This is a genomic window from Coriobacteriia bacterium (assembly GCA_014859305.1).
GTDB lineage: Bacteria > Actinomycetota > Coriobacteriia > Anaerosomatales > Kmv31 > Kmv31.
Map to the genome: position 1 here is coordinate 1 of JACUUM010000040.1, position 25,641 is coordinate 25,641.

The following is a 25,641-nucleotide window of genomic DNA, read 5'->3' on the forward strand; positions in this document are numbered from 1 at the left end:
CCGCTCCTGCCTCACAACGACTCGCGCAACGCCACGCCCTCGCGTTCGGTCGCCTCGAGCAGGTCGAGCGCCTCGCCGAGGACCTCGCTGGCCGAGACGTCGGCGACGAACGAGTCCTCGTGCGCGCAGTCGCTGCGCATGCAGTCCGCGCCGCACGTGGGGCACGCGAGCCGCCAGGAGATCGCGTAGCGGTGACGGGACCGCGTCGGCAGGGCCGCCGTGATCACGTTGCCGGCCCAGAAGATGCCCACCGTCGGCGCGCCCACTGCCGCGGCGAGATGCAGCGGCCCGCTGTCGTTGCTGACGACCACGGCGCAACGCGCGTACAGCGCGCACACGCCACCGAGCGAGAGGCGACCGGCCAGGTCGACGGGCTTCTCGCGCATCGCCTCGCGCACCCCGACCGTGAGCAGCGCGTCGGGTGCCGCACCCGTCAGCACGACCGTCGCCCCGGCCCGGGCCAGCCCGTCCCCCACCTCGGCGAAGCGTTTCACCGGCCACCGCCGCCTGGCGTCGCCCGCGCCCGGGTTCATCGCCACGAGCGGCCGCGCCGCCGCCCCGGCGTCCAGGCGACGGGCGAGCACGGCTTGGGTCTCCAGGCGGTCGTCGTCCGTCACCTCCACCTCGGGCTCCCGCAACGTCTCGTCGGCGCCGAGTAGCGCAGCGACCTCCAGGTAGCGGACGTGCTCCGGCTGATAGAGGCGGTACGGCACCCATCGATCCAGCGCCGGCGCGTCCGCCCCCCGGAGCCCCGCGGTCAGGCCGGCGCCGAGGCTCGAGACGAACGGGTTGCTGTGCCTGCCGCCGCCGTGCATCTGCACCGCGACGTCGAACCTCTCGTGCCGCATCTGGGCGAAGAACCGCCTCTGCGCGCCCGGCTCCGGCGGTCCGTCGCTTCTCACGCCGCGGTACCTCGGCACGACGACCACTCGGTCCACCGGACCCGGACGTCCCCGCAGGAAGTCCTCGTGCCACGGCAGACCCAGCAGCGTCAGCCGCGAGCGGGGATGCGCCTCCTTCAGGGCGCACAGCGCCGGCAGCGCGAAGACGAGGTCCCCGATGCCGTTCGCGCGAAGCACGGCTATGCGCCGAAGCTCCTCGGCCATCTGCCCTCCCGCAGTCCACCTGAGGCGGCGTGCGGATACATACCCCGGGCGGCGTCCGCGCCCACACTCCCGCCGTTCGAGCCGGGGGCGTTTGGAAGCGGACGAGCCTGGAAATCAAGCGCTACCCGGCGAGACGCGCGGAGCGGCCGCCAGGACCGGCGGGACGCGAGCGAGGAGGCCCCCGATGAACGAGACCGAGATCGTCAAGCGGCTGAGCACCCTGCTGCAGATGGACCGCGACGCCGTGAAGCTCTACACGGAGGCGGGGCTCGCGATGGGCCACGCGGACCTCGGCATCGGCGCCGAGCGCTTCGGCGAGCACCACGCGCGCCACGCCGAGGAGATCGAGCGGGCGATCCGCGAGCGCCACCAGCAGCCCAAGCGGCCCACGCGGGAGTTCGAGTCGATCATGCGCCTGCACATGGACTCGATCAGCCGGTCGCGCGACGCGGACGAGACCATGATCACGATGCGGATGGCCGAGCGGATCATGAACCTGGAGTACGCCGAGGCCCTCGAGATGGAGATGCCCGAGGAGCTGCGCAGGATGCTGGAGCGCAACCTCACCGACGAGCAGGAGCACCTCGGCGCCATCGAGCAGTGGCTGGAGGACAACGTGGGCGCCGACGTCGGCTTCCACTTGTGAGCGGGGGCTGGAGGACGGTATGGGGTCACACTGGAAGCGCCTCACGCTCGGCGTCGCGGCGGTCGCGCTGCTCGCGGCCCTCGCCGTGGCGGCCGGCTGCGACGGCGACGGGCCGGGCTACGAACGCGGCGGGGACGAGCTCTGGCACGAGGTGGGATACGAGACCACGAAGGTCGTCTGATCCCTCTGCGAGCCGCGCCCGGCCATGCGGTCACGCCGCGGTCTCGACGACGGCTGCCGGCCTCGTCGGCCTCGCGGCGCTGCGCCGCACGCTTCGGTGCCACACCGCGTAGCTCGCGCCGGCCCCGGTGGCGTACAGGAACACCGCGGGCACGTAGGGCGCGGCGTACGAGACCTCCATCAGCCGCCCGCCGGCCATGTTGCCCGCGAGCCACATCATGTTCAGCGCGAAGAACATCCAGCCGGCCACGAGCGGCTTGTCCTCGGCAGGCACGTCTTCCATCGAGTACTGGTTGACCATCGGCCCGGCCATGTTCATCAGGGCGCCGCGCGCCCATAGCGCGCCGACGGCGACGGCGATGCTGCCGACGACCGGCACCAGCGCCAGGAACGGCACCGAGAGCCCCTGCAGCAGCGGCACGCCCCGCGTCAGCCCGAGCCTCCGGGCGATCACGGGCGTGCCGAACGATACGAGCGCGAGCACGACCGAGGCGGAGCCCTGGATGAGGCCGACCTGGGCGATCGTCGCGTGCAGGTGCTGCTTGAGGTACAGCGGGATGAACGGGATGACCATCCCGCCGCCCAGCGAGATGAAGCTCTGTGGCAGCACCAGCTTCCCCACCTTGCGCCAAGAGCGGAAGCGCCTGACCGCGCCCACGTAGGCCTGTGCGAGCCTCGTGCGCTCCTCGCGGGACTCGCGCACGGCGAGCATCGGCACGGCGCCCGCGGCCAGCAGCAGCGCTCCCAGCGCGATGGTCACCTGGTAGGAAGCGAGCTCGCCCACGCGCGGCGCGAGCATGGTCGGCAGGAAGCCGCCGGCGACCCCGCCGAGGAAGCCGGCGAGGACGCGATTCACGAACTCGGACGAGAACAAGTGGCCGCGCTCCTCGTCGCGAGAGCTCTCGGAGAGGAACGCGGAGTTGATCGCGCGCAGGAACCCGTCGCCCAGCCCGATGACGAGCGCAAGCCCGACCAGCACGCCCGCCAGCGGCAGCAGCGATTGCCCGAGCCGGGCGGCGACCATCAGCGCGATCGCCGAGACGATCAGCACCCGGTAGCCCGCCACTGCCACGAGCGGCGGACCTACCACGCACACCACCGCCGCCGCGAACGCCACGGCCGCCTCGACGTCACCGATCACGCGCTCCGGCATCCCCGCCGTCTTGATGTAGATCGTGAAGACCGTGGCGAGCATGCCGCCGCCGACTCCCTGGAAGAACCCCGAAACCAGGTACCTGTGCGCGTTGCGTGAGAAGCCCCCGACTGCGCTGCGGTAGTCCCGGACTTGGCAGGCCAACGCATCCGCACATCTCTTGACCAACGTGTCCCTCCTCCTTCGGGTCCCGGACTCGGCGCGCCGGAGCAACCGGGTTGCCAGGACCGCACCCTGAGGAGGTGGACTATTCTTGCAACGCAGCAGGTAGAAGGCTCATACCGGGAAGAGCGCACCGGTCCGCTCGAGCCCGAGGCCCCCCGCCGGGGAGCGTCGGCCGCGGGGTCACCGCGACTCGCGAGGCTCCTCGGCCGGCTCCTCGGCCGGCTCCCCGGCCGGCTCCTCGCCGGCGGCGGCGGTGGACCCCTCGCGGATCCAGATCGCCGAGACCGCCCCGCCGATCGCGGCAAGCGCCGCCACGAGCAGCATGCCGTCCCTGTAGGCGCGCTGCGCGGCGGCGAGCGCCGCCTCGCGCGCCGCTGCGTCCCCGGGCAGGACGAAGGCGGTGTCCCGGACGTCGGCTAGAGCCGCTCGGGCGCTCGCACCCAGGCCGAGAGCGGTGGCCTGCGTCGCCAGCCCCTCACGCCAGATGGCGACCACCACCACACCGAGCGCCGCTATCGACACCAGCGCCGCGACGCGGGACACCGCGTTGTTGAGGCCCGAGGCCACGCCCGAGTACCGCTCCTCGGTGGAACCGATCGCCGTGGCGGTCAGCGGCGCGACCGTGAAGCCCAGCCCCGCTCCGAGCAGCAGGACGCCGGGGACGAGCACCGTGAAGACCTGGCCGGGGCCGGTGAAGGCCATGAGCGCGAATCCGGCCGCCGCGCCGAGCCCGCCGAACGCCATCAGCCACCGCGGCCCGTGCCGGTCGTTCAGCCGCCCGGCGTAGGGCGAGAGGAAGAACAGCAGCACGGTCACGGGGATGAAGACGGCGCCGGCGATCGTCGCCGAGACGCCCAGCGCGCTCTGGATGTAGATCGTCACGTAGAAGAAGGACCCGTACAACGCGGCGTAGACGAAGAGGGTGGCGACGTTGGCGGCCACGAGGTCACGGTTCGCGAAGACCTCGAGCGGCACCATCGGCGAGGATGTCCTTCGCTCCCACAACAGGAACGCGGGCGCGGCGAGCGATCCCGTCACGACGCCGGCGACGACCTCCGCCGATCCCCATCCGGACACCGGACCCTGGATGAGCGCGAACACCGGGCCACCGGCCATCGCCGCCACGAGCAGTGCGCCGACGACGTCGGGCTTCCGCGAGGCGGTCTGGTCCCTCGACTCGACGAGCGCCCGGCCCGCCCAGATCGCGAACAGGGCCAGGGCGGGCGTGATGAGCAGAGCGACGCGCCAGGTCACGTTGTCGATGAGCAACCCGCCGAGGACCGGCCCCAGCACCGTGATGATCCCGCTCCACGCCGACCACACGCCGATCGCCCGACCGCGCGACCGGCGCGGGAACGTGGCGTTCACCAGGGCCAGCGAGGTCGGCACGAGCATCGCGCCGGCGACACCCTGCATCGCCCGCGCGCCGATGAGGAAGGACGCGGCCGGCGAGAGCGCCACGGCGACGGAGAAGACCGCGTACGCCGCCAGCCCCGACATGAACAGGCGGCGGCGCCCGTACACGTCGGCGAGACGTCCTCCCACCAGCAGCAGCGTCGAGACCGTCAACAGGTACGCGGAAGCCACCCACTGCTGCTGGGCGGTGGTCATGTGCAGCTCACGCTGGATAGCGGGAAGGGCGACGTTGGCAAGACTGGAGTCGAGGAAGACTACGCCGGAGCACGCCACCGTCGCGACGAGGGTGAGGACCTGGGTCCGGGTGAACCGGGCGTCATCGGCTGCCATAGCAGGTGCATACCCGAACCCTTCCCGCTGCTTCAGGGGCGCGACGGGTAGCTACACGCGAACGGGAAGGAGCGGCATGGACATCGGCGACCTCGCATTCCTCTCCGACTGCCAGACCGCGGCGCTCGTGACCCGCGACGGCTCGGTCGACTGGTACTGCCCTCCCCGGTTCGACGCGCCGTCGGTCTTCGCCCGCCTGCTCGACCCCGCCGGCGGTCACTGGTCGCTGCGCCCCGCAGGTCCCTCGCGGGTCGAGCGCGCCTACGTCGGGGAGACGCTGGTGCTGCGCACGGTCCACCACGTCCCGGAGGGGGCCGTCGAGGTGCTCGAAGCCCTCGCGCTCGGCCCCGGACGCGGCCACCTGATCGGCATGCGCGCCCCGCACCTCCTGCTGCGCGTCGCGCGCGGGCTCACAGGCCGCGTGCCCATGCTCTCGCGTTTCGAACCGGCCCTCGAGTACGCCCTCACCCACCCTCGGCTGGAGCCCTCCGAGGACGGAGCGCGCGCCGGCGCCGGACCCGCCGAGCTCATCCTGCGATCGCCTGTCCCGCTCGAGGTGGGGCCGGCGAAGGCCGAGGCCGCCTTCGAGCTGAACGCCGGCGAGACCGCGGCTTTCTCGCTCGCGTACCGTCACGCCTACGACGGCGATGCGACGCGTCCGGCCGGAGACCCGCGAGCAGCGCTCGACGACACGAGGGAGGCATGGGAGTCGTGGTCCGCTCAGCACCGCACCTACGACGGCCTGCACCCCGACCGGGTGAAGCGCTCCGCACTCGTGCTCCAAGGCCTCACCTACCAGCCCAGCGGCGCCGTCGTCGCCGCTGCGACGACTTCGCTGCCGGAGGTCCTCGGCGGGGACCGGAACTGGGACTACCGCTTCGCCTGGCTGCGGGACGCCGCACTGATGATGCGCGCGCTGTGGGTGGCGGCGTGCCCGGACGAACCGCAGCGCTTCTTCGACTTCATAGACCGGGCCGGAGGGCGGCTCGGGACCGACGTGCAGATCATGTACGGCGTGGCGGGCGAGCGCGACCTCTCCGAGCGAGAGCTCCCGCACCTGGTCGGGTTCCGGGGCAACGGCCCGGTGAGAGCCGGTAACTCGGCATGGCGGCAGCGGCAGTTCGACGTGCTGGGCGAGGTGCTCGACACGGCCCACCTCCTGCAGGAGCGCCTCGGAACGTTCGACGAGCGCCTGGCCGGACTGCTGCGAGCCTATGCCGACAGGGCCGCGGAGGACTGGCGCTCCCCCGACGCCGGCATGTGGGAGGCTCGCGACCGCGAGCGCCACTACCTCTCCAGCAAAGTGATGTGCTGGGTGGCGCTGGACCGCGCGGTCGCCCTCGTCGGCCGCCTCCATGGGTCCGAGAGCGACGCGCGGCGATGGGCCGAGGCGCGCGATGCGGTGCGCGAGACGGTCCTGCGCGAGGGCTGGCACGAGGAGCGCGGCGCGTTCACCGGCGCGTTCGGCTCGGATCGCCTCGACGCCTCCGTGCTGCTGATGCCGCTCGTCGGCTTCATCGAGGCCGGCGACCCGCGGATGCGCGCGACGATCGAGGCGATCGCGCTGGAGCTCGGGGCGGACGGCCTCGTGCGCCGATGGGCCGAGGAGGAGAACGGCTTCCTCGTCTGCAGCTTCTGGCTGGCCGAGTGCCTCGCGCTCGCAGGCGACGAGCGCCGAGCGCGCGAGCGCTTCGAGAGGGGGTGCGCCTACGCGAACGACCTCGGGCTCTTCGCCGAGATGGGCGAACCGGCGACCGGCATGGCGCTGGGTAACTACCCACAAGCCCTGTCTCACGTGGGCCTCATCAACGCCGCATGGGCGGCGACGCTGAAGGTGCGGGAGGGGCGAGGGCGTGAGGGGGGCGACGAGGGGCCCACCAGGAGGGAGTCGGGTGATGGGTGAGAGGCTCAAGGACAAGGTGGCGCTGGTCACCGGGTCGGACTCGGGGATCGGCCGCGCGACGGCGATCGAGTTCGCCCGCGACGGCGCGGACGTCGTGGTCACCTACTTCCACGACGCCGACGGCGCGAGAGAGACGGCGGCGGCGGTCGAGGGCGCCGGCCGGCGCGCGATGGTGGTACGGCTCGACGTCCGTGAGGAGTCCTCGGTGGAAGCGATGTTCGACCGCGCGATGCGGGAGTTCGGTCATGTCGACATCCTCGTCAACAACGCGGGAGTGGATGCGTCGGGAAAGCGCGTGCACGAGCTCGACACCGAGACGTGGGACAACGCGATGAGGACGAACCTCTACGGCTACTTCTTCTGCGCCCGCCGCTTCGTGCGGGAGCGGCTCAAGGCCGGCGGGGGCGGCAGGATCGTCAACGTGACGTCCATCCATTCCGAGCACCCGCGCGCGGGCGCGGCCGACTACGACTGCAGCAAGGCGGGCGAGGAGGAGCTCGGCGACACGTTGGCTATCGAGCTCGCACAGGACGGGATCAACGTGGTCAACGTCGCGCCGGGATGGGTGCTCACCCCGTTCAACGAGCCCGACATCGTCGACCCCGAACGCTACGAGCGCGACGCCCGAACGGTTCCCGTGCGGCGCGCGGCCATGCCCGAGGAGATCGCGAAGGCCATCATCTTCGTCGTCTCGCCCGACGCGGACTACATGACAGGCACGACCATGACCATCGACGGAGGGCTCTCGGTCAACCAGGGGCAGGGAGCCTGACGCGCGAGCCGAGGAGACCCGATGGACCCGCCAGCCGCACTGACCCGCAGCGCCGCCGCGCTCTTCGACCTCTCCCGGGGCCGGCAGGCGTTGCTGTCCGTGGCGCAACCCGCGCTCGGCGCGATGTTGGCTATCGGCGGCTTGCCCGACGGGCGCACGATAGCGATCGGGCTGGCGGCGGCGACCGCCGGTTACCTGGCCGTCTTCTCGCTGAACGACGTGCTGGACGTGAAGGCCGACCGCGGTGCCTTGCGGGTAGGGAGCGCAGCGGGGGGCGCTGAGAGCTACGACCTCGACGTCGCGTTCCTTCGGCACCCTCTCGCGCGCGGAGACATCACGCTGGCCTTCTCGATCGCCTGGGTCGGCGGGCTGGGGTCGCTCGCGGCGGTCCTGGCGTGGGTGCTGAGCCCGGTGTGCCTGGCGCTCTTCGGCCTCAGCGTCGCTCTCGAGGCCGCCTATTGCGCGCTGCGATCCGTCACCTGGCTGAAGACGCTGGTCTCCGGCCTCATGGTCGGCGTGGGCGGGCTGGCGGGATGGGCAGCCGTCGCCCCGCTGGCCCCGCGGGCGCTGCCGTTCTTCGGCTTCCTCGCGCTGTGGGAGATCGCGGCCCGCAACCTCCCCAACGACCTCGCCGACCTCGCGGCGGACTCGGCCACCGGCATCCGCACGGTCGCCACCACCTACGGCGGGCGGGCGTCGGCCGGTGGCACGCTGGCGGGGTCCGTGGCGTGCCCGGCGCTGGGCGCCGTGATGTGCGGCGGCTGGGCCGGCGCGGCACTTGCGGCCGGGCTCGGCGTGCTCACGATGCTCGCTCCCGCGTTCACGCTCTGGCGGCTGCCCACCCCGCCGCAGGCCGGACGCTACTTCAACCGCGCCAGCCTCTACCCCGCCCTGCTGTTCGCAACCTTGCTGGCGCTGCTGGTCGGCGGCGGCGGGCTTCCCGCGGGCGGCTGAGGATGGACCCGCGGTCCGCGACGCGGCTCTTCGACGCGAACGCCCGCACCTACGACGCCGTGAACTCGCTCGTGAGCCTCGGTCTGGACTCGAGGTGGAGGGCTTGGGCGGCGGACCGCGCGGTGACGTCCCCGCGGGCAAGGGTGCTCGACGCCTACTGCGGCACCGGCCTCGTCGGCCTGCGGGCGGCAGCCCTGGGCGCGGACGTCACGCTCGTCGACGCGAGCCCGGCGATGCTCGCCGTCGCCCGGTCGCGCGCCGCTCAGGCGGGGCTGCGGGCACGTTTCCTCCTCGCCGACCTGGAGGCGACACCCTCACCGCTGCCGATCCGATCCTTCGACGCGGCGACGGTCGTCTTCGGCGTGCGCTACATGCGCGACCCGGTGGGCCAGCTCCGGCGCTTGGCCGGTACCCTCGCGTCCGACGGGCGGCTGGTCGTCGTCGAGTTCGTCGAACCGGCAGCCCGCTCCGGCCCGGCCTCGCGCCTCGCCGCCGCCTACTTCTTCGGCATGCTGCCGAGGATCGCCGCGGCGCTGTCCGGCGACCCTGCGCTCTACGAGTACCTCGTGCGCTCCACCCGGGACATCGGCGGACCGGAGCAGCTCGAGACCCTGGTGCGCGACGCCGGCGTCACGATCGAGAGCGGGGCCACCATGGGCTTCGGGCTCGTCCGGGGAGTCGTCGCCAGGCCCTGAGTGCGCCCTCCGCCCCCTGCTCGGTGAGGCTCCGCTACGCCCTATAGCTGGTATCTCCTTCCTCCGCCTTGGCCCGGCCGTTGCTCTTTCCAGCCTCGGCCATGCACGGAACGGAAGGAGTCCTGCCTGTGAGTGCCCCCACTCGCTCCGTACACAGGCTGGCAAGGGCGGGCGTCGCCGTCTCTCTCGCGGTCTCGCTGCTCGCCTCGCCGGTTACCGCGTCCGCCGTCACGCGCTCCGAGGTCATGAAACGAGCGTCGACGTGGACGGACAAGCGGATCCCCTACAGCCAGAAGCGCTCCTACCAGGGGTACCGCACCGACTGCTCGGGCTTCGTCTCGATGGCGTGGGGCCTGGACGGTTCCCTCACCACGTGGACGCTGCCCGAGGTCTCCAGACCGATCAAGAAGAGCGAACTGAAGCCCGGCGACGTCCTGCTGCACCGCACCACCGGACGCGCGCGGCACGTCGTGCTCTTCGGCGGGTGGGCGAACAAGGAGAAGACCCGCTACATCGGCTACGAGCACAACGGACCGGTGGGCTACGCGGTGCGCCGGGTCATCCCGTACCCGTTCTTCTTCGACAAGTCCAAGTACAAGCCGTACCGCTTCAAGGACATCACCGACCGACCCGTCGTGCAGACGGCCGGCTACATCGAGAGCGTCCGCGGATCCGACCGCTACACCACCGCCGTCCGAGCGTCCGGGAAGGCGTTCCGCAAGGGCACCGTGGACACCGTCGTGGTGGCGTCGGGCAGCAGCTCCACCGACGCGCTCGTCGCCTCCTCGCTCGCCGGCGCCCACGGCGGCCCCCTGCTGCTCGTGCGCCCCGACAAGCTGCACGGCGAGGTCCTCTCCGAGATCAGGAGGCTGGGTGCCTCGAAGATCATCGTGGTCGGCGGCAAGGACGCCGTGAGCCCTGCCGTGGCGAAGGAGCTCGAGCGCAGTGGAGCGAAGGTGCGTCGGATCGACGGCCGGAACCGGTACGACACCTCGGCCAGGGTCGCGGTGGAGACGGTGCGGCGCCTGGAGGCGGACCGGGAGTTCCACTACGACGGCACGGTGATCCTCGCCAACGCGCTTCGCCCGGTCGACGCCGTCCCGGCGACGCCGCTGGCGTCGAAGAAGGCCTGGCCGATCCTGCTCACCCACCCGGGGCGCCTCTCGCCGGAGACGGCTGCCGCGATAAAGCGCATCGGCGTGAACCGGGCGGTGGTTCTCGGCAGTGCGACGGCGCTGAGCTCACGCACCGCGCGTGAGGCCGGCGAGCTGGCCGCGGGCAACGTGGAGCGCGTCGGCAAGGGGGACCGTTACTCGACCTCGGTGGCGGTGGCCGAGCTCGCCCGCCGCGAGGGCCTCGGCGTCGAGAAGGCCGCGGTGGTGACCGACGCCGCCGGCGCGGACGCGGTCGCGGTGGGCGTGGCCCAGGGAGCGCAGGATTCGGTGCTCATGGTCACGCGCAAGGACAAGCTCTCCGGCCCGGTCGAGGCCGCCATCGGCAGGCACGGGTCCGACATCGGGGCGGTCAGGGTCGTCGGCGGCGACATGCGCGGCGAGGTCAGGGAGCACATCGCTCGCAAGATGGGCGCGCCGGTGATCGACGAGTAGCCTGGGGCGGTCACAACACGACCCGCGAGAGAGGGGCCCTCGCCGAGGGCCCCTCTTCGTCTTCGGAGTTCCCTTCGCGGCCTGGACCTCCGCTCCGGCGGCGGCTACCACTTACGGTACTCGCCGCCCATCTCACGGTACTCCTTGACGGGCAGCCCGAGGGTGTCGCGCAGGTAGAGGACACGGCACGCGGCCTCCAGCACGCTCACCCACTGGTACGCCTCCTCGAGCACGGTCCCGGTGGCGAACGGCCCGTGTCCGCGCAGCACCACGCACTTGTACTCGCGCAGGCCCTCCGAGACGACCTCCGCCACCTCGGCGGAGCCGGCGGTGAGCGGTGTCGCGTGGACGGGCACCTTGTGGAGCAGGTACGACGCCTCCGACTCGATCGGCACGATCTCGTCCTCGACGAGCGAGCGAGCGATGGTGTGCACGGGGTGGGCGTGCACGATCGCCAGCGCGTTCGTCCCGGCATAGATCGCGCGGTGAACGACGATCTCGGTGGAGGCGAGCGCCACCTCGCTGTCGTCGGCCTCCAGGCCGGTCTCGATGAGGTCGCCCTCTGTCAGGTGACCCAGCATGGACCCCCGCCGCGTTATGAGGATGCGGTCGCCGAGGCGGACCGACATGTTGCCACCGTGACTCGAGACCGCGCCCGAGAGGAACAGGTCTCGGCCTATCTTGGAGAACTCCTCGACGATGCCGCTCACGTGCCGCTCCTCCCCTCGTCCGCCGGCCCGGCCGCCGAGGGCCCGTACTCCCCCAGCCCGAGTCGCCGGAGCTTCCCCGCGCTCGGCACGCCGTCGGCGGTCCAGCCCCGGAACCGGTAGTACTCGGCCAGCATCGGTTCCAGCCGCACGACCTCGCCGGCCGCGTTGGGCTCCTCGAGAAGCCGCGTGGGCAGGCGGTCGTCGGCACAGGTGAAGCCCTCGCGGAGGTTGAAGAGCCGCTCGAGGTTCCAGATGCGCTCGCCGGCGAGCAGCAGGTCCTGGCTCGAGAGGTCGAACCCCGTGACGGCCGAGTACAGGCGCGAGTAGTGCTCCTCGGACAGCGCGAAAGCGGTGAACTTGCACAGCGACAGCGAGTCGAGCGCGGCGCCGAGGTGCTGGGCGACGATGAGCAGCCCCGCCTTGCCCTCGACCGCGCCGGCGTCCACGAGCTTCGGCGTTCCGAGGACCTCGAAGCCGAGCATGTTGCCGCGCAGGTGGCAACCGCCGCGGTTGCTGGTCGCGTAGCCGAGTCCCTGGCCCTGCATGGCTCGCGGGTCGTACGCGGGCAGCTCGAGGCCCTTCACCTGCATCGCCGCTTCGGGGCGCCCGAACGCCTCCGCCAGGGCGCGGCTGCCCTCGGCGAGCAGCTCGCCGTCGTCGCCGGAACGCGTGGCGAGTCGAACGACTGCTGCAGCCAGCGACTCGAAGTCGCCCGCCCGGACGCGGAGCGGCGCTCCGTCCTCGGCGAGCTCGATCGCGCACGCCAGCGTCCCGCCGGTCGATATCGTGTCCAGCCCGTGCTCGTTGCACAGGTAGTTCAGCTCGACCACGGCCTCCAGGTCGGTCAGGCCGAGGTTCGCGCCCAGCGCCCAGATCGTCTCGTACTCCGGCCCGTGCCCCTCGCCGCGCGACGTGCGCGTCTGCCGCCCGCAGGCGATCGGGCAGCCCCAGCACGCCGAGCGGCGCACGAGGTGCTCCTCGGCCAGCCTCTCGCCGGACAGGGCGGAGACCTCGGCGGAGGTGTGGGCCGCGCGCCGGAAGTTCGACGCCGGCATCACGCCGCGCTTGCCGAGTACCCCCACCAGCGTCGCCGTGCCGAACTCGGGCAGGGCGCGCGACGTGACGGGGTTGGCCTTGAGCATCTTGGACACCTCGTAGAGGAAGAAGTCCAGGTCCTCGGGACGAGCCACGGAGGGCCGCCGGGCGCCGGAGGCCACGACGGCCTTGAGCCGCTTCGAGCCCATCACGGCGCCCATGCCGCCGCGCCCGAGCGCGCGCTTGCCGTCCACCATGATCGTCGCGAGCTTGACGAGGCGCTCCCCCGCCCCGCCGATCACGGCCGCGGAGGTGCGCCCGTGCCCGTCGAGCAGACGTGCGGTCGCCTCGCGCACGCCGAGGCCGGCCAGCTCGCCGGCCGGTCGCAGCGCGGGGCCGTCCTCGCCCACCTCCAGCACGCTCGGTTCCGAGGCGGCGCCCGTCACCACGAGCGCGTCGTAGCCCGCCGCCTTCAGCCGGACGCCGAGGGCGCCGCCGCAGTTCGTGTCGAGGATGGTGCCGGTCGCCGGCGAGAGCCCCGTGAGCGAGAAGCGCCCCGAGGTCGGCGCCCTGGTGCCTGTGAGCGGACCTGCGGCGAAGACCAGCGGCGCCTCCGGCGCGAGAGGGTCGGACCCCGGTTCGGAGTGCGAGTGCAGCAGCCGCGCGCCCAACCCCCTCCCGCCGACGAACGACCGGGCGAGCTCCTCGCTCAGAGGCAGCCGCTCCGCCGAGCCGGACGTCAGGTCGAAGTGGAGGATGGTCCCGGCATAGCCGTGCCAGTCGGTCACGCGAGGCCTTTCGGAAGGGAGCCGGCGCTAAGGGGGTCGCCGTGCCGGCGGCGACCCTGAGGCCGATCACGATTGTCACGCGCTCGCCGCGCGAACGCAAGCGGCTAGCGCGCGAGCACGCCCGCCAGGTCGTACAGCTCCTGGGGCAGCGCGCGCTCGGCGGTGTACCCCTCGCTCAGCCGGATGGTCCGCACGGAAGTGTACCGGAGGGCCGCCATCACGCCGCTCTGCCCTTCGAGCAGGGCGCGCACCGCCAGCGCGCTCATCCGCGACGCGAGGATGCGGTCGAACGCCGAGGGGGACCCTCCCCGCTGCACGTGCCCGAGGACCACCGCCCGCACCTGGTGCCCGCACAGCGGCGAGAGCTCCGCCGCGAGGTGCATCGCGTGCGCGGCGCCCTCGGCGACGACCACCAGAGAGTGGCGCTTGCCGCGCTCCACGCCCGCGACGATCGTGCGACAGACATCGCGGATGTCGAAGGGCACCTCCGGGACGAGGATGCGGTCCGCGCCGCACGCCAGCCCGGAGTACAGCGCGAGCATGCCGGATCTGCGTCCCATCACCTCGATCACGAACGTCCGGGCGTGCGAGCTCGCCGTGTCGCGGACCTTCCCGGCGGCCTCCGCGATGGTGTTGAGCGCCGTGTCGAAGCCGACGCAGGTGTCGGTCCCGCCGACGTCGTTGTCGATCGTGGCCGGCACCCCGCACACCTTGACGCCGCGGGCATGCAGCTCGTCGGCCGCGCGGAAGGAGCCGTTCCCGCCGATCACGACCAGCCCGGTCACGCCCCTGGCACGGAGCACGCCGACGGCGGTCTCGAGCCCCTCCTCGGTGAACATCCGCTCCGAGCGGGCCGTCCCGAGGAACGTGCCGCCCCGGTCGAGGATCCCTCCGACGTCGCCGATGCGAAGCGGCCGCACGGCGTCCTCCAGCAGCCCCTCGAAGCCGCGTTCGATGCCGAGGACCTCGGCCTCGCCGGCGATCGCCTGCCGCGCCACGGCGCGGATCGCCGCGTTCATCCCCGGCGAGTCGCCGCCGCTGGTGAGGACGGCGATACGAGGGACGTCAGCCACGTCCCCGCTCCTCGGCCAGCCGGCGCGGGGCGGGCTCGTCCTGGCAGCGCTCGTCGTGCTCGATCTGCTGGTACTCGAGCGCGCGCGCGAGCTTGTAGAAGTCCGACAGCTTGTCGATGAACCGGATCCGGGTCCTCAGGGTGTCCGGCTCGATGAGGTCGTCGAAGGGCACGTAGACGAGCTCCAGCTGCTCCTTCACCGACACCATGATGCCCGTCATGCCCCCTTCGATCATCGCGCGGGAGGCACCGACGCCGAGTTGACTGCCCAGCATCACGTCGAAGGCGACCGGCTCCGTGCAGCGCGTCTCGTAGCCGATCTGCTTGCTGCGCACCCGGATGCCCCGGCCGGTGCGCTCCTCGTACGCCTCCTCCATCGCCTTGGCGAGCGTCTCGGCGATCCGCACCGAGCCCAGCACCGGGTGGCCGTGCTGGTCGCGGGCCATCGCCGGCCGCTGCTCCTCGGGCAGGTGCTCGGCGAGCCCCTCGGCCACGCAGACGATGCCGTACTCCCGACGGTCGGCCTCGCGGAGCACCATGAGGTCCGCGAGCTCCGCCGCCCACGCATCGAGGTCGAAGACGCCGTCGTCGCAGTCCTCTACGGAGACCATCCGCGTCGCCTCGCCGGCGATGCCGGCCGCGTAGGTGAGCCAGCCGGCCTTGCGCCCCATCAGCTCGAGCACCCACCAGCTCTTCGTGGACCGCGCGTCGGCTCCGACGTTGAGGATCTCCTTGGCGGCGAAGTTCGCGGCCGAGGTGAACCCGAACGTCCAGTCGATGCCGTAGTAGTCGTTGTCGATGGTCTTGGGCAGATGGATCACCGAGACCGGGCGCAACCCGGGCACCGACTCCTGCATCCGGTAGATGTAGTTCGCGGTCTTCAACGTATCGTCGCCTCCGATGGAGACGAGCCCGTCGATGCCCATCTCCTCGAAGGCATGGTAGACGGCCATGAGCTTGGCGTTCTTCTCCGGGTCGGCCAGGTCCTCGAGGGTCCGGATGGGCTTCCCGGGATTGGCTCGTGACGTCCGGAGGATGATGTCCTTGCGGTTCCGGATACCGGAGACGTCGTCCACGGTCAGGCAGATGAAGTGCTCGTTCTCCACGAGCGGCGTGGCCTCCGAGTACGCCTCGAGGTCCTCGTAGCCGTCCAGGAAGCCGACGACCTGCACGCCGTAGTTGAGGAAGCTGAGCGCGGCGGCGGAGATGACCGCGTTGGCCGCCGGAGCAGGACCGCCCGAGAAGAGCATGCCCACGCGCTTGATGTGCCTTCCGCCACCCATCAGCACCCCCCCTGCCGTCCGCCCGCCGCAAGCGCGAGCCGGCACCCGCTCACTCGCTGAACGCCCCGATCGTCCGCAGGCGCTCGTAGCGCGACGCCGCGAGCGCCTCCCGCTCTTCGCCCGTGAGCTCCTCCAGCGCGGCCGTGACCGCCTTCCTGACGCCCGCGTAAACCATACCCGCGTCGCGGTGCGCCCCACCCAGCGGCTCGGGAACGACCTGGTCGGCCAGGCCGAGCCGGACCATGTCCTCGGCCGTCATCGCGAGACAGCCGGCCACGAGCGGCGCCTGTGAGGCGTCCTTGTGCAGGATCGACGCGCACGCTTCCGGGGTGATGACCGAGTAGTAGGAGTTCTCCAGCATCACCAGGCGGTCGCCGAAGCCGATCGCCAGAGCGCCGCCGGAGCCGCCCTCGCCGACGTTGATCGAGACGACCGGCACGCGCAGCGACACCAGCCCCGCCAGGCACTCCGCGATGGCCCAGCCCACGCCACGCTCCTCGGCCTCCTTGCCGGGGTAGGCGCCCTGCGTGTCCACGAACGTCACCAGAGGCAACCCGAACCGGTCCGCGAGCCTCATGACGCGCAGCGCCTTGCGATAGCCCTCGGGGTGGGGCATCCCGAAGTGGCGGCGCAGGTTCTCCTTCGTGTCCCTGCCCTTGCGGTGCCCGAGCACCGCCACCCGTCGCCCCTGGAGGGTGGCGAGCGCGGCGAACATCGCTTCGTCGTCGCCGTGCGCACGGTCGCCGCGCAGCTCGATCGCATCGGTGAACAACTCCGCGACGTAGTCGTCGGTCCTGGGCCGGTCGGGATGGCGGCTGACCTGCACCCTCTCCCACGGGCCGAGGTCGCGGTACGTCTCGTCGTGCAGCCGCTCTATCTCGCGCGCCAGCGAGTCGACCTCGGTGGCGAGCTCGGGCGTCGCCGACACGTCTATCCGGCGGAGCTGCTCGAGCTTCTCCTCCAGCTCGACCAGCGGCCGCTCGAACTCCATGACGTGCTTGCGGGGCATCAGGACGCGCCCCCGGGCGGCACGAGGTATCCCAGCAGCGAGGAGAGGCGGTCGCGCAGCTCCTGACGGGGTACGACCTGGTCGATCATCCCGCAGTCGAGCAGCGACTCGGCCGTCTGGAAGCCCTTCGGCAGGCTCTGTCGGATCGTCTGCTCGATCACCAACGGACCCGCGAACCCGATGCGCGCGCCCGGTTCGGCCAGGATGACGTCGGCGAGCGTGGCGAAGGACGCGGTGACTCCTCCCATCGTCGGGTTCGTGAGCACCGCGACATAGGGCGCCACGGCGTCGTGCAGGCGCCGAGCGGCGGCCGAGGTCTTGGCCATCTGCATCAGCGACAGCATCCCCTCCTGCATGCGAGCGCCGCCGGAGGCCGTCACCATCACCACGGGAAGACGCTCGGCGAGCGCGAGCTCGAAGGCGCGGGCGACCTTCTCGCCGACCGCCGAGCCCATCGACGCACCGATGAAGCGGAAGTCCATCACGCCGAGGACCACGGGCCGCCCTGCGATGGCCGCCCGTCCGGTGACGACCGCCTCGAGCAGCCCGGTGCGCTCCCGCGCGGCGGCGAGCGACGCCGCGTAGGGCTTGCCGCCGTCGAACGCCAGAGGGTCGACCGAGGTCAGCGACGCATCGGTCTGCGCGAAGGTGCCCGGGTCGGCGAGCGAGCCGATCCGCTCCTCGGCGGTCATCGGATGGTGGAAGCCGCAGTAGGGGCAGACCTTGAGGGCGACCTCCAGGTCGCCGGAGTACACGATCCGCTTGCAGCCCTCGCACTTCACCCACACGCCGTCGGGGAGCTCCGGCCTGCCGGCCGAGCCCGAAGGGGTGTAGCGGCCGCTCTCGCGCGCCTTGAACCAGTCGGAGATGGGCATGCGGCCTCTTCCCGTCGGGCGCGTCCCAGGGCGCGCCCGCCCGCCGTCGCGGGATAGCATACGGCATCGCCCGCGCCCGGGCGACGACGAAGACGTGAGGGCACGCCGCCCTCGAAGACGGCGTTCCCCCGTCCGCTATGCGCGAGCGCCTAGACCTCGCAGGCGAAGTCCTCCTCGCCGGCGAAGACCTTGACCGCGCGGTCCGGCCGGTAATCGCCGTAGGTTACCGCCGAGATCGCCTTGGTGAGGCGGATCGCCTCGTCGAGATGGCGCTGGTGGATGTTGCGACCGGTCGCGTTGCCGACAGCTCCTCCGGTGTGGATCTGGTCGTAGAGCTGCGTGAGGAAGGTCTCCGGGTCGACCGTCGAGCCGCCCGCGCACACCAGCCCCGTCCGGCCCGCCGCGAGAGCGGCCTCCTTCAGCAGCTCCGCCGAGGTCCCCTGCTCAGTGCCCTTGGGCGGGTTGACCTTCACGAAGTCCGAGCCGAGGATGCAGGCGACTCCCGCGGCTCCGGCGATGAGGTGGGCGTCCTTCTCGTTCGGCACGGCCTGCCCGCGCGGGTAGATCCACAGCACGACGATCAGCCCCATGGCGTGGGCGTCGGCGATGAGCTGCCCGGCCTCGGAGAGCATCGTGGCCTCGAACTCCGAGCCCAGATAGATCGTGTAGCCCACCCCCACGACGTTCACGCCGTTGTCGATGAGCTCGGCGAGCGTGCCGATGTCGTAGAGCTGCGCGGACAAGGGGTCGGACTGCGACGTCTTCACCAGGTGCGTCTTCGAGTTCATCTTCACCAGGTAGTTCACGTCCGGGTAGTCCGCGCCGTACAGTGAGACGAGTCCGCGCTGGGCGGCCATCACGCCGCACAGACCCCGGCTGGCGATGCGGAAGAGGTGCTCGGGCTCGGCGTCGTCGGCCGAGATCCCCTCGCCGAAGAAGTCGTCGTTGAGGTGCTCGATCTTCTGGTCGGCGGCGAAGAGCATGAGCCGTCCGGTGCCTCGCGTCGCCGCCATGTGGTTGTCGATGTAGGTCTCCCGCGCGTCGGCCGGTACGTCCGCCGGCACGCGCACGTCGTCACGGGTGATCTTCGGCATGACCCCTCCTCAGCTACGAACATGGACGCCATTCGATTCCCGAACCGCATCCCCGCGAAAACCCCTCGCCGCCTCACGAGAGACGCCGCCGGTCCGAGGATATCAAGCGTAGGCGAACGCGGGCGTACGCGCCACTTGCCGCCGCTCCGCCCCGTCGCCCTACCCCTCGTAGCGGTTGGTCACCGGCATGCGCCGGTCCCGTCCGAACGCCTTCGGCGAGATCTTGATCCCGAGCGGTCCCTGGCGGCGCTTGTACTCGGCGGCATCGACCATCCGGGCCACCTTCGCGACCGTCCCCGCGTCGAAGGCGGCCGCGACGATCTCCTCTCGGGAGCGGTCGTCCTCCACGTACATCTTCAGGATGCCGTCGAGCTCCTCGTAGGGCGGCAGCGCGTCCTGGTCGGTCTGGCCGGGCCGCAGCTCTGCCGAAGGCACCTTGGTGAGAGTGGCCTCGGGGATGACGGGCCCGCCGGGACGGGCGTTGCGCCACCGGGCCAGGTCGTAGACGCGCGTCTTGAAGACGTCGCGGATGGGAGCGAAGCCTCCCACCATGTCCCCGTAGAGCGTGCTGTATCCCACCGAGAGCTCGCTCTTGTTCCCGGTCGCCAGCACCAGCCATCCGAACTTGTTCGAGAGAGCCATCAGCAGCGTGCCGCGCACCCGCGCCTGCAGGTTCTCCTCGGTCACGTCGGGCTCGCGCCCGGCGAACACCGGCTCGAGTGTCTCGAGGAACGCCGAGAACGGCCCCTCGATGGGCAGGGTGACCGCGTCCATCGCGAGGGCATCGGCCAGCGCGCCGGCGTCGGTGACGCTGCCCTCCGAGGAGTACCGCGACGGCATGATCGCGCCATGCACGTGCGCCGGCCCGAGGGTGTCGACCGCGAGCGCCGCGGTGAGCGCCGAGTCGATGCCGCCGGAGAGGCCGACCACCACGTCGGTGAAGCCGTTCTTGCGCACGTAGTCCCCGAGCCCCAGCTCCAGTGCCCGGTAGAGCTCCTCCTCCTCGCCGAGGAGCGGCTCCACCCTGTCGGCGGCCCCGAGCCTCCCGCCCGGCGAGAAGTCGGCGACGAGGAGGTCCTCGGCGAAGGAGGCCGCCCGTGCGACCACCTCCCCGTCGGGCGAGATCAGCGCGGAGCGCCCGTCGAAGACGAGCTCGTCCTGCCCGCCGACGAGGTTGCAGAAGGCCAGCCACACCCCGTTGTCCCGGGCGCGGCGGCGCAGCATCTCCTCGCGCGCCTCTCCCTTCCCGAGGTGGAACGGAGAGGCCGAGACGTTGAAGACCGCGCGCGCTCCCGCCTCCGCGACCTCGGCGACGGGCTCCGGGAACCACGCGTCCTCGCACACGCTGGCCGCGAGCATGTCGCCGCCGATCTCGATCAGCCCCGCCGAGTCGCCGGGCTCGAACCAGCGGCGCTCGTCGAAGACGCCGTAGTTCGGGAGGAGGCGCTTGCGGTAGACCTGCAGGACGCGCCGGTTGCCCACCAGCGCCGCGGCGTTGTAGAGCTTGCCGTGCGCGCGGTCGACGAACCCTACCAGGGCGGCATGTCCAGCCGCGGCCGCGACCTGCTCCAGCGCGTCGAGGTTGTCGTCCACGAAGTGGCTCTTGGCCAGCAGGTCCTCCGGCGGGTAGCCGGTGAGCGCCATCTCCGGCAGAAGCGTGAACGTCGCCCCGCGCCGCTCCGCCTCGGCGAGCGCGCGCGTGACACGCGCCGCGTTGCCGGCTATGTCGCCCACGGTCACGTCCACCTGCGCGAGCGCGAGCCGCACCCGTCCCCCTTCCGTCGACCTTCCGCGTCCATCCTAGCGCCGCGCCCCGACCGGGCGCAGCACTACTCTCAACAGCCCGGCTCGCCGGGGTGTCCGCAGCAGGGTCTGCCCGCCAGGCGCTTGAGCGTGTTGCGCAGGGTCAAGGCCATCTTCCGCGGCAGCGGCATCGGCTGCCGCAGGTTGCGCAGGAACGCCCGGGCCGACGGTTTGCGCTCCACCCGCTCCTCCCCACACGGACGCCGCTTCTCGTGGACCTACCCCTTGGGAATGTAGCACTACCGGAGCTGCTGCCACGGGGCAGTGTGACCGGCGCCGGCAAGAGGTCGCGGGGGAGGCGGAGACGGCACATGGACGTGCACGTGCTGCAGCACCTGCGCGAGCGGCTGCGCACGAGCCTGTGGTTCGTCCCGGCGATCCTGGTCTTGGCCAGCCTCGTCGCGGCGGTGCTCCTGTTCCGGCTGGACCAGGTCCTGAGCCTGTCGCCCGAGTGGAAGCGCTTGTTGCTGGCGTTCGGGGGAGGTCCCGAGTCGGCCCGCGCCATCCTCGAGACGATCGCGGGCTCGATGCTCACGCTCACCGGTCTCGTGTTCTCCATCACCATCCTGGTCCTGCAGCTCGCCAGCTCGCAGTACTCGCCGAGGACGTTGCGCTCCTTCCTTCGCGACCGCCCCAGCAAGCTCGCCCTCGGCGTCTTCCTCGGGACGTTCGCGTTCGCGCTCGCGGGCCTGCTGGCCGTCCGCCAGGAGGGCCCCGGCCGCGAGGAGTTCGTGCCCGGGCTCACGGTCGGAGCCGCCTTCGTGATGGTGCTGGTCAGCCTCGGGCTGTTCGTCTACTACATCCACCACATCGCCCAGAGGATCAGGATCACGAGCATCACGGCCTCCATCGAGAAGGAGACCGCCTCGCTGATCGAGGAGCTCTACGGCGAGGAGGCGGAGCTTCGGGGTCCTCCCGCGGTTCCCGCGGGCGGCGCGCGCGAGGTCGCGGCGCCTCGTGCGGGATACGTCGTCAACGTCGACGTGGAGCGGCTCGTCCGGGCCGCCGCCCGGGCCGACGCGGTCATCCAGCTCGTGGCGCGCGTCGGTTCCTTCGTGCCGCAGGGCGCCCCGGTGCTGCGCGTGCACGGCGCCGTCGTCGACCACGAACCCGAGCTGGGCGACTACGTCACGCTGGACGACGAACGCACGCTGGAACAGGACGCCGCGTACGGGTTCCGGCAGCTCGTCGACATCGCCATCCGGGCGCTGTCGCCCAGCCTCAACGACCCGACGTCGGCCGTGAACGCGATAGACAGGCTGCACGCGCTGCTTCGGCGCCTCGGCGAGAAGCGCGCCCCCTCGGGAGTGCTCTGCGACGACGCGGGCGAGCCGAGGCTGATCGTGCCCGTCAGGGTCTTCCCGGAGTACCTGCAGCTCTCGGTCGAGGAGATCGCCCGTTACGGCGGCGATGCGCCGCAGGTCCGCGAGCGGCTCGGCGCGATGCTCGCGGACCTGGAGCGGTCGGTGCGCGCCGAGTACCGGCCCCACGTGCGGCAGGCGCTGCGCGACGTGACCGCCTCCGGATGAGCGGGCGGTCCTCGGGGGGCAGGCGTTTCCCTCGCCGGGAGCCAGGGTAAGGAAGCCGAGGTGAAGGAGGAGGCCGCGCACAGGGCTGGCCGAAGGGCCGAGGGCAGGAGGGAGGACCGGACGTGCAGGCGTGCAAGCGCAAGCGGACGTTCATCGTGCTCGAGGGGGACCGGCGGCACCGCGACCGCCGCTCCGGCGCCGACCGGCTGCACTATCCCGAGCGCAGGACCGGGTTCGACCGGCGGGTACCGCAAAGGGGCCACCCCGCGGCCAGGTTCGCGGAGCGGGCGCTCAGGCTCCTGCGCGCCGAGCCCTGGCGCCTGGGACTGCTTCTCTCGCTCGTCACCGCCCTGAGCGCGCTCGACATGCTGTTCACGGTCAAGGCTCTGGCGCGCGGCGCCGAAGAGGCCAACCCGGTGATGGCCTCGCTCCTCGCCGCCGACGTGAGGCTCGCGGCAGCGGTGAAGATGGGGATCACCTGCGCCGTGGCGGGGGGCCTGTGGCGGCTGCGGCGCTACCGGCGCGTGCTCGAAGCCACCCTGGCGATCCTCGCCGGGATGCTGCTGCTCGTGACGTACCACATCGTGTTGCAGGCGCTCATGGCCTGAGGAGGGACCGCCGGCGAGGAGCACCGCGTTCCCGCCACGCGCTACGGGCACCGCTGTCGCGCGCCGCGCACCGCCTCGGCCAGCGAGCCCACGAAGGCGGCCACCGCGGCGGCGTCCTCCTGGAGGCGGACGATCGCGGAGCCGACGACCACCCCGTCGGCGACCCGCGCCACCGCGCACGCCTGGTCCGGCGTCCCGACGCCGAAGCCGACCGCGACGGGGAGGTCGGTGGCGGCCTTCACGCGCCGCACGTAGCCGGCGAGCTCCTCGGACAGCTCGCTCCGCTCCCCGGTCACCCCCAGGGAGGACACGCAGTACACGAAGCCGCTCGACTCCGCCCCTATGCGCGCCAGCCGCTCCGGCGTGGAGGTCGGCGCGGCGAGGAGGACGGTGTCCAGCCCCTCGGCCGCCTCCAGCCACATGCCCGCGGCGTCGAAGGGCATGTCGGGGACGATGAAGCCCGACACGCCTGCCGCGACCGCCCTTCGCGCCGTCTCGGCAAGGCCGAGGCGCAGCATCGGGTTGAGGTAGGTCATCAGAGCCACGGGCGGTCCGTCGCAGCCCTCCTCGCCGAGGAACTCCGCCGCGAGCGCTATCGTCTCCGCGAGGCCGAAGGGCCCTCCCGCGGCCCGGCGCGCCTCTTCGGCCGCCTGCTGGATCACGGGGCCGTCGGCCAGCGGGTCGGAGAAGGGCACGCCGATCTCGACGACGTCGGCCCCGGCAGCCGCCGCCGCCCGCAACGCGGCCAGCGAGCGCTCCCGGTCCGGGTAGCCGGCCATGAGGTAGGTCACGAGGGCCGCGCGCCCGGCGGGGAAGCCGCGGCGCAGCCCGCCCGGCGCCCCTGCCCCTCCCGCGCGCCGGGCTTCGGCGGCATCAGTCGGCACCGAGTCCCGCCTCCCTCACCACATCGATGTCCTTGTCGCCGCGCCCCGACACGGTGACGACGACGGTAGCACGCGGACCGAGCTCCTCGGCCAGCCTCGGCAGGAGCGCCAGCGCGTGACTCGACTCGACCGCCGGGATGATGCCCTCGGTGCGGCACAGCAGCGCGAAGGCCTCCAGCGCCTCGGCGTCGGTCACCGGCTCGTAGCGCACGAGTCCGGCGTCGCGCAGGTACGCGTGCTCGGGTCCCACCCCAGGGTAGTCGAGCCCCGCCGAGATCGAATGGGCCTCGAGGGGGTTGCCGGCCTCGTCCTGGAGCAGGTAGCTGTAGTGCCCGTGCAGCACGCCGGGCTCCCCGCGGGTCATCGACGCACCGTGCCTGGGCGTGTCGACACCTTCGCCGCCGGCCTCGGCGCCCACCAGCAGCGGACGCTCCCCGACGGGGACCTCGCGCAGGAAGGGGTGGAAGGTCCCGATGGCGTTGCTGCCGCCGCCGACGCAGGCCGCCACCGCGTCGACGTCGCGCACCGTCATGCCGCGCTCGGCGAGCTGCTGGAGGATCTCCTCGCCGATCACCGACTGCAGCTCGCGGACGATCAAGGGGTAGGGATGCGGGCCCAGCGCGCTGCCCAGCACGTAGAAGGTATCCTCGACGCGCTCCACCCAGTGCCGCAGGGCCGCGGTGACGGCGTTCGCGAGCGTCCCGGCCCCATCGGAGACCGGGACGACCTCGGCCCCGAGCAGCCGCATCTTGTAGACGTTGAGGGCCTGGCGCCGGATGTCCTCCACGCCCATGAAGACCGAGCACTCCAAGCCCAGCAGCGCGGCGGTGGTGGCGGTCGCCACTCCGTGCTGTCCGGCGCCCGTCTCGGCGATCACGCGCCGCTTGCCCATGCGATGCGCGAGCAGGCACTGGCCGAGGGTGTTGTTCACCTTGTGCGCGCCGGTGTGGGCGAGGTCCTCGCGCTTGAGCAGCACGTGCGCGAGCCCGGTCTCCGCCGCGAGGCGCCGCGCCATGTACAGCGGCGTCGGGCGGCCGACGTAGTCGCGCAGCAGCGCATCCAGCTCGCCGCGGAAGGCGGGGTCGGCCCACGCCTCTCGGAACCCCGAGGCGAGCGCGGCGAGCGCGGGCATCACGGTCTCCGGGACGAACGCCCCGCCGTACGCCCCGTAGAAGCCGCGCTCGTCGGGGTACGGGTAGGCCCCGGAAGGCTCCCGGCGCCCGCCGCCTCCTCCTGTCGGCCCGGCACTCACGCGCGCGCCCTCCGCATCTCCGAGTCGGCGTTGCGAACGGCCGCCACGAACGCCTCGACCTTGACGTGGTCCTTCGCCCCGGGCAGCTCCTCCACACCCGAGGACACGTCGACGGCGTAGGGCCGCAGAGCACGCACCGCCGAGCCTACGTTCACCGGATCGAGCCCGCCGGCCACTATCACCGGCAGCCCTTCCGGAAGCGAGTCGCGGAAGCGCTCCCAGGGAAACGTCCTGCCCGTGCCGCCGGCGACCCCCTCGACGAACGTGTCGAGCAGCACGGCGGCCGCCGATCGCCGGTACGGGTCGATCCCGTGCGCCGAGAAGCCCTCCCGCACGCGGAACGCCTTGATCACGGGCGCGACGCAGCTCGCGCACGCCTCGGGCGGCTCGGCCCCGTGGAACTGGACGGCGGTGAGCCCGAGCCGCCGCACGGCTTCGGCGACCAGCGCCTCCGGAGCGTCCACGAACACGCCGACGCGGGCGACCATCGGGGGGACCTCGGCCAGCACCCGTTCGGCGGCGTCCAGCGTGAGCCGGCGAGGGCCGTCGGCGAGCACGACGCCGACCGCGTCGGCCCCCGCGCGCACGGCCGCCGCCGCATCGGCCGGGTCCGTCAGGCCGCAGATCTTGACGCGGGTTCGTCTCATGCGGTGACCCTCCGAGGAGGGCCCGGGCGGCATCGGGAGGCCGCAGCGAGCACTCCGCAGGCCCGCGACGGCGCACCCTCGAGCGCCGGAAGGCCGAGGACCACGAGCGAAGCGCCTCCCAATAA

General features: G+C 72.1%; 24 protein-coding genes. 9 read left to right on the forward strand and 15 right to left on the reverse strand.

The genetic code is table 11. The annotated features are described in order from the left end of the window. Nucleotides 1-11 precede the first annotated feature (11 nt). Nucleotides 12-1,106 carry a glycosyltransferase family 9 protein gene (locus tag IBX62_08210; protein MBE0477063.1) on the reverse strand — a complete coding sequence of 365 codons (1,095 nt, stop codon included), beginning with the start codon at nucleotides 1,104-1,106 and terminating at the stop codon, nucleotides 12-14. Nucleotides 1,107-1,290: 184 nt separating this feature from the next. Between IBX62_08210 and IBX62_08215 the strand changes: the two genes are divergently transcribed. After that, a complete protein-coding gene (locus tag IBX62_08215; protein ID MBE0477064.1) occupies nucleotides 1,291-1,752 on the forward strand; it encodes a ferritin-like domain-containing protein in 462 nt (153 codons plus the stop codon). Nucleotides 1,753-1,771: 19 nt separating this feature from the next. Further along, complete coding sequence (locus IBX62_08220; protein MBE0477065.1) at nucleotides 1,772-1,933, forward strand: hypothetical protein; 162 nt, start codon at nucleotides 1,772-1,774, stop codon at nucleotides 1,931-1,933. 30 nt (nucleotides 1,934-1,963) lie between these two features. Here the strand turns inward: IBX62_08220 and IBX62_08225 are convergent, their stop codons facing one another. Beyond that, on the reverse strand, nucleotides 1,964-3,253 hold the full coding sequence (locus IBX62_08225; GenBank protein ID MBE0477066.1) for an MFS transporter: 1,290 nt from the start codon (nucleotides 3,251-3,253) through the stop codon (nucleotides 1,964-1,966). A 177-nt stretch (nucleotides 3,254-3,430) separates the two neighbouring features. Next, nucleotides 3,431-4,996 carry an MFS transporter gene (locus IBX62_08230; protein ID MBE0477067.1) on the reverse strand — a complete coding sequence of 522 codons (1,566 nt, stop codon included), beginning with the start codon at nucleotides 4,994-4,996 and terminating at the stop codon, nucleotides 3,431-3,433. A 76-nt stretch (nucleotides 4,997-5,072) separates the two neighbouring features. Here IBX62_08230 and IBX62_08235 point away from each other — a divergent pair, with 76 nt between their 5' ends. From IBX62_08235 to IBX62_08255, 5 genes are all read left to right on the forward strand, one after another. After that, nucleotides 5,073-6,899, forward strand: a complete 1,827-nt coding sequence (locus IBX62_08235; protein MBE0477068.1) for a glycoside hydrolase family 15 protein — start codon at nucleotides 5,073-5,075, stop codon at nucleotides 6,897-6,899. Next, nucleotides 6,892-7,671, forward strand: a complete 780-nt coding sequence (locus IBX62_08240) for a glucose 1-dehydrogenase (GenBank protein ID MBE0477069.1) — start codon at nucleotides 6,892-6,894, stop codon at nucleotides 7,669-7,671. Before IBX62_08235 ends, IBX62_08240 begins: the two co-directional genes overlap by 8 nt. Nucleotides 7,672-7,692: 21 nt before the next feature. Next, nucleotides 7,693-8,625, forward strand: coding sequence for a UbiA prenyltransferase family protein (locus IBX62_08245; GenBank protein ID MBE0477070.1), 933 nt, complete (start codon nucleotides 7,693-7,695; stop codon nucleotides 8,623-8,625). Nucleotides 8,626-8,627: 2 nt separating this feature from the next. Beyond that, entirely contained in the window at nucleotides 8,628-9,320 is a 693-nt protein-coding gene (locus IBX62_08250) for a class I SAM-dependent methyltransferase (protein ID MBE0477071.1), read from the forward strand. A gap of 128 nt (nucleotides 9,321-9,448) precedes the next feature. Beyond that, the gene (locus IBX62_08255; GenBank protein ID MBE0477072.1) at nucleotides 9,449-10,927 is read left to right on the forward strand and encodes a cell wall-binding repeat-containing protein; all 1,479 of its coding nucleotides are present in this window, start codon (nucleotides 9,449-9,451) and stop codon (nucleotides 10,925-10,927) included. 104 nt (nucleotides 10,928-11,031) lie between these two features. Here IBX62_08255 and IBX62_08260 read toward each other — a convergent pair whose 3' ends face one another. The 9 genes from IBX62_08260 to IBX62_08300 form a co-directional block, all read right to left on the reverse strand. Further along, entirely contained in the window at nucleotides 11,032-11,628 is a 597-nt protein-coding gene (locus IBX62_08260; protein ID MBE0477073.1) for an aldolase, read from the reverse strand. Nucleotides 11,629-11,633: 5 nt separating this feature from the next. Further along, entirely contained in the window at nucleotides 11,634-13,460 is a 1,827-nt protein-coding gene (locus IBX62_08265) for an aldehyde ferredoxin oxidoreductase family protein (GenBank protein ID MBE0477074.1), read from the reverse strand. 104 nt (nucleotides 13,461-13,564) lie between these two features. Beyond that, entirely contained in the window at nucleotides 13,565-14,479 is a 915-nt protein-coding gene (locus tag IBX62_08270; protein MBE0477075.1) for a 6-phosphofructokinase, read from the reverse strand. A gap of 46 nt (nucleotides 14,480-14,525) precedes the next feature. Further along, nucleotides 14,526-15,815 (reverse strand): 6-phosphofructokinase, encoded by a 1,290-nt coding sequence (locus IBX62_08275; GenBank protein MBE0477076.1) that lies wholly within the window; start codon nucleotides 15,813-15,815, stop codon nucleotides 14,526-14,528. A 49-nt stretch (nucleotides 15,816-15,864) separates the two neighbouring features. Further along, a complete protein-coding gene (locus IBX62_08280) occupies nucleotides 15,865-16,824 on the reverse strand; it encodes an acetyl-CoA carboxylase carboxyltransferase subunit alpha (protein MBE0477077.1) in 960 nt (319 codons plus the stop codon). Next, on the reverse strand, nucleotides 16,824-17,699 hold the full coding sequence (locus IBX62_08285) for an acetyl-CoA carboxylase carboxyltransferase subunit beta (GenBank protein MBE0477078.1): 876 nt from the start codon (nucleotides 17,697-17,699) through the stop codon (nucleotides 16,824-16,826). The genes IBX62_08280 and IBX62_08285 overlap by 1 nt, the downstream gene beginning before the upstream one ends. Before the next feature lie 149 nt (nucleotides 17,700-17,848). Beyond that, nucleotides 17,849-18,793 carry an aldolase gene (locus IBX62_08290; GenBank protein ID MBE0477079.1) on the reverse strand — a complete coding sequence of 315 codons (945 nt, stop codon included), beginning with the start codon at nucleotides 18,791-18,793 and terminating at the stop codon, nucleotides 17,849-17,851. Nucleotides 18,794-18,952: 159 nt separating this feature from the next. Next, nucleotides 18,953-20,560, reverse strand: a complete 1,608-nt coding sequence (locus tag IBX62_08295) for an NAD+ synthase (GenBank protein ID MBE0477080.1) — start codon at nucleotides 20,558-20,560, stop codon at nucleotides 18,953-18,955. A 68-nt stretch (nucleotides 20,561-20,628) separates the two neighbouring features. Beyond that, on the reverse strand, nucleotides 20,629-20,778 hold the full coding sequence (locus IBX62_08300; GenBank protein ID MBE0477081.1) for a hypothetical protein: 150 nt from the start codon (nucleotides 20,776-20,778) through the stop codon (nucleotides 20,629-20,631). A 129-nt stretch (nucleotides 20,779-20,907) separates the two neighbouring features. On the opposite strand from IBX62_08300, the gene IBX62_08305 reads away from it, so the two are divergent. Both IBX62_08305 and IBX62_08310 read left to right on the forward strand, forming a co-directional pair. Beyond that, entirely contained in the window at nucleotides 20,908-22,125 is a 1,218-nt protein-coding gene (locus IBX62_08305) for a DUF2254 domain-containing protein (GenBank protein ID MBE0477082.1), read from the forward strand. Nucleotides 22,126-22,247: 122 nt separating this feature from the next. Next, on the forward strand, nucleotides 22,248-22,733 hold the full coding sequence (locus tag IBX62_08310) for a hypothetical protein (protein ID MBE0477083.1): 486 nt from the start codon (nucleotides 22,248-22,250) through the stop codon (nucleotides 22,731-22,733). Nucleotides 22,734-22,774: 41 nt separating this feature from the next. Here IBX62_08310 and IBX62_08315 read toward each other — a convergent pair whose 3' ends face one another. The 3 genes from IBX62_08315 to IBX62_08325 all read right to left on the reverse strand — a co-directional run bounded on the left by IBX62_08315 (nucleotide 22,775) and on the right by IBX62_08325 (nucleotide 25,516). Then, on the reverse strand, nucleotides 22,775-23,617 hold the full coding sequence (locus IBX62_08315; GenBank protein ID MBE0477084.1) for a tryptophan synthase subunit alpha: 843 nt from the start codon (nucleotides 23,615-23,617) through the stop codon (nucleotides 22,775-22,777). Beyond that, the gene (trpB, locus tag IBX62_08320) at nucleotides 23,607-24,749 is read right to left on the reverse strand and encodes a tryptophan synthase subunit beta (protein ID MBE0477085.1); all 1,143 of its coding nucleotides are present in this window, start codon (nucleotides 24,747-24,749) and stop codon (nucleotides 23,607-23,609) included. The genes IBX62_08315 and trpB overlap by 11 nt, the downstream gene beginning before the upstream one ends. 116 nt (nucleotides 24,750-24,865) lie before the next feature. Beyond that, nucleotides 24,866-25,516 carry a phosphoribosylanthranilate isomerase gene (locus tag IBX62_08325; protein ID MBE0477086.1) on the reverse strand — a complete coding sequence of 217 codons (651 nt, stop codon included), beginning with the start codon at nucleotides 25,514-25,516 and terminating at the stop codon, nucleotides 24,866-24,868. Nucleotides 25,517-25,641 lie beyond the last annotated feature (125 nt).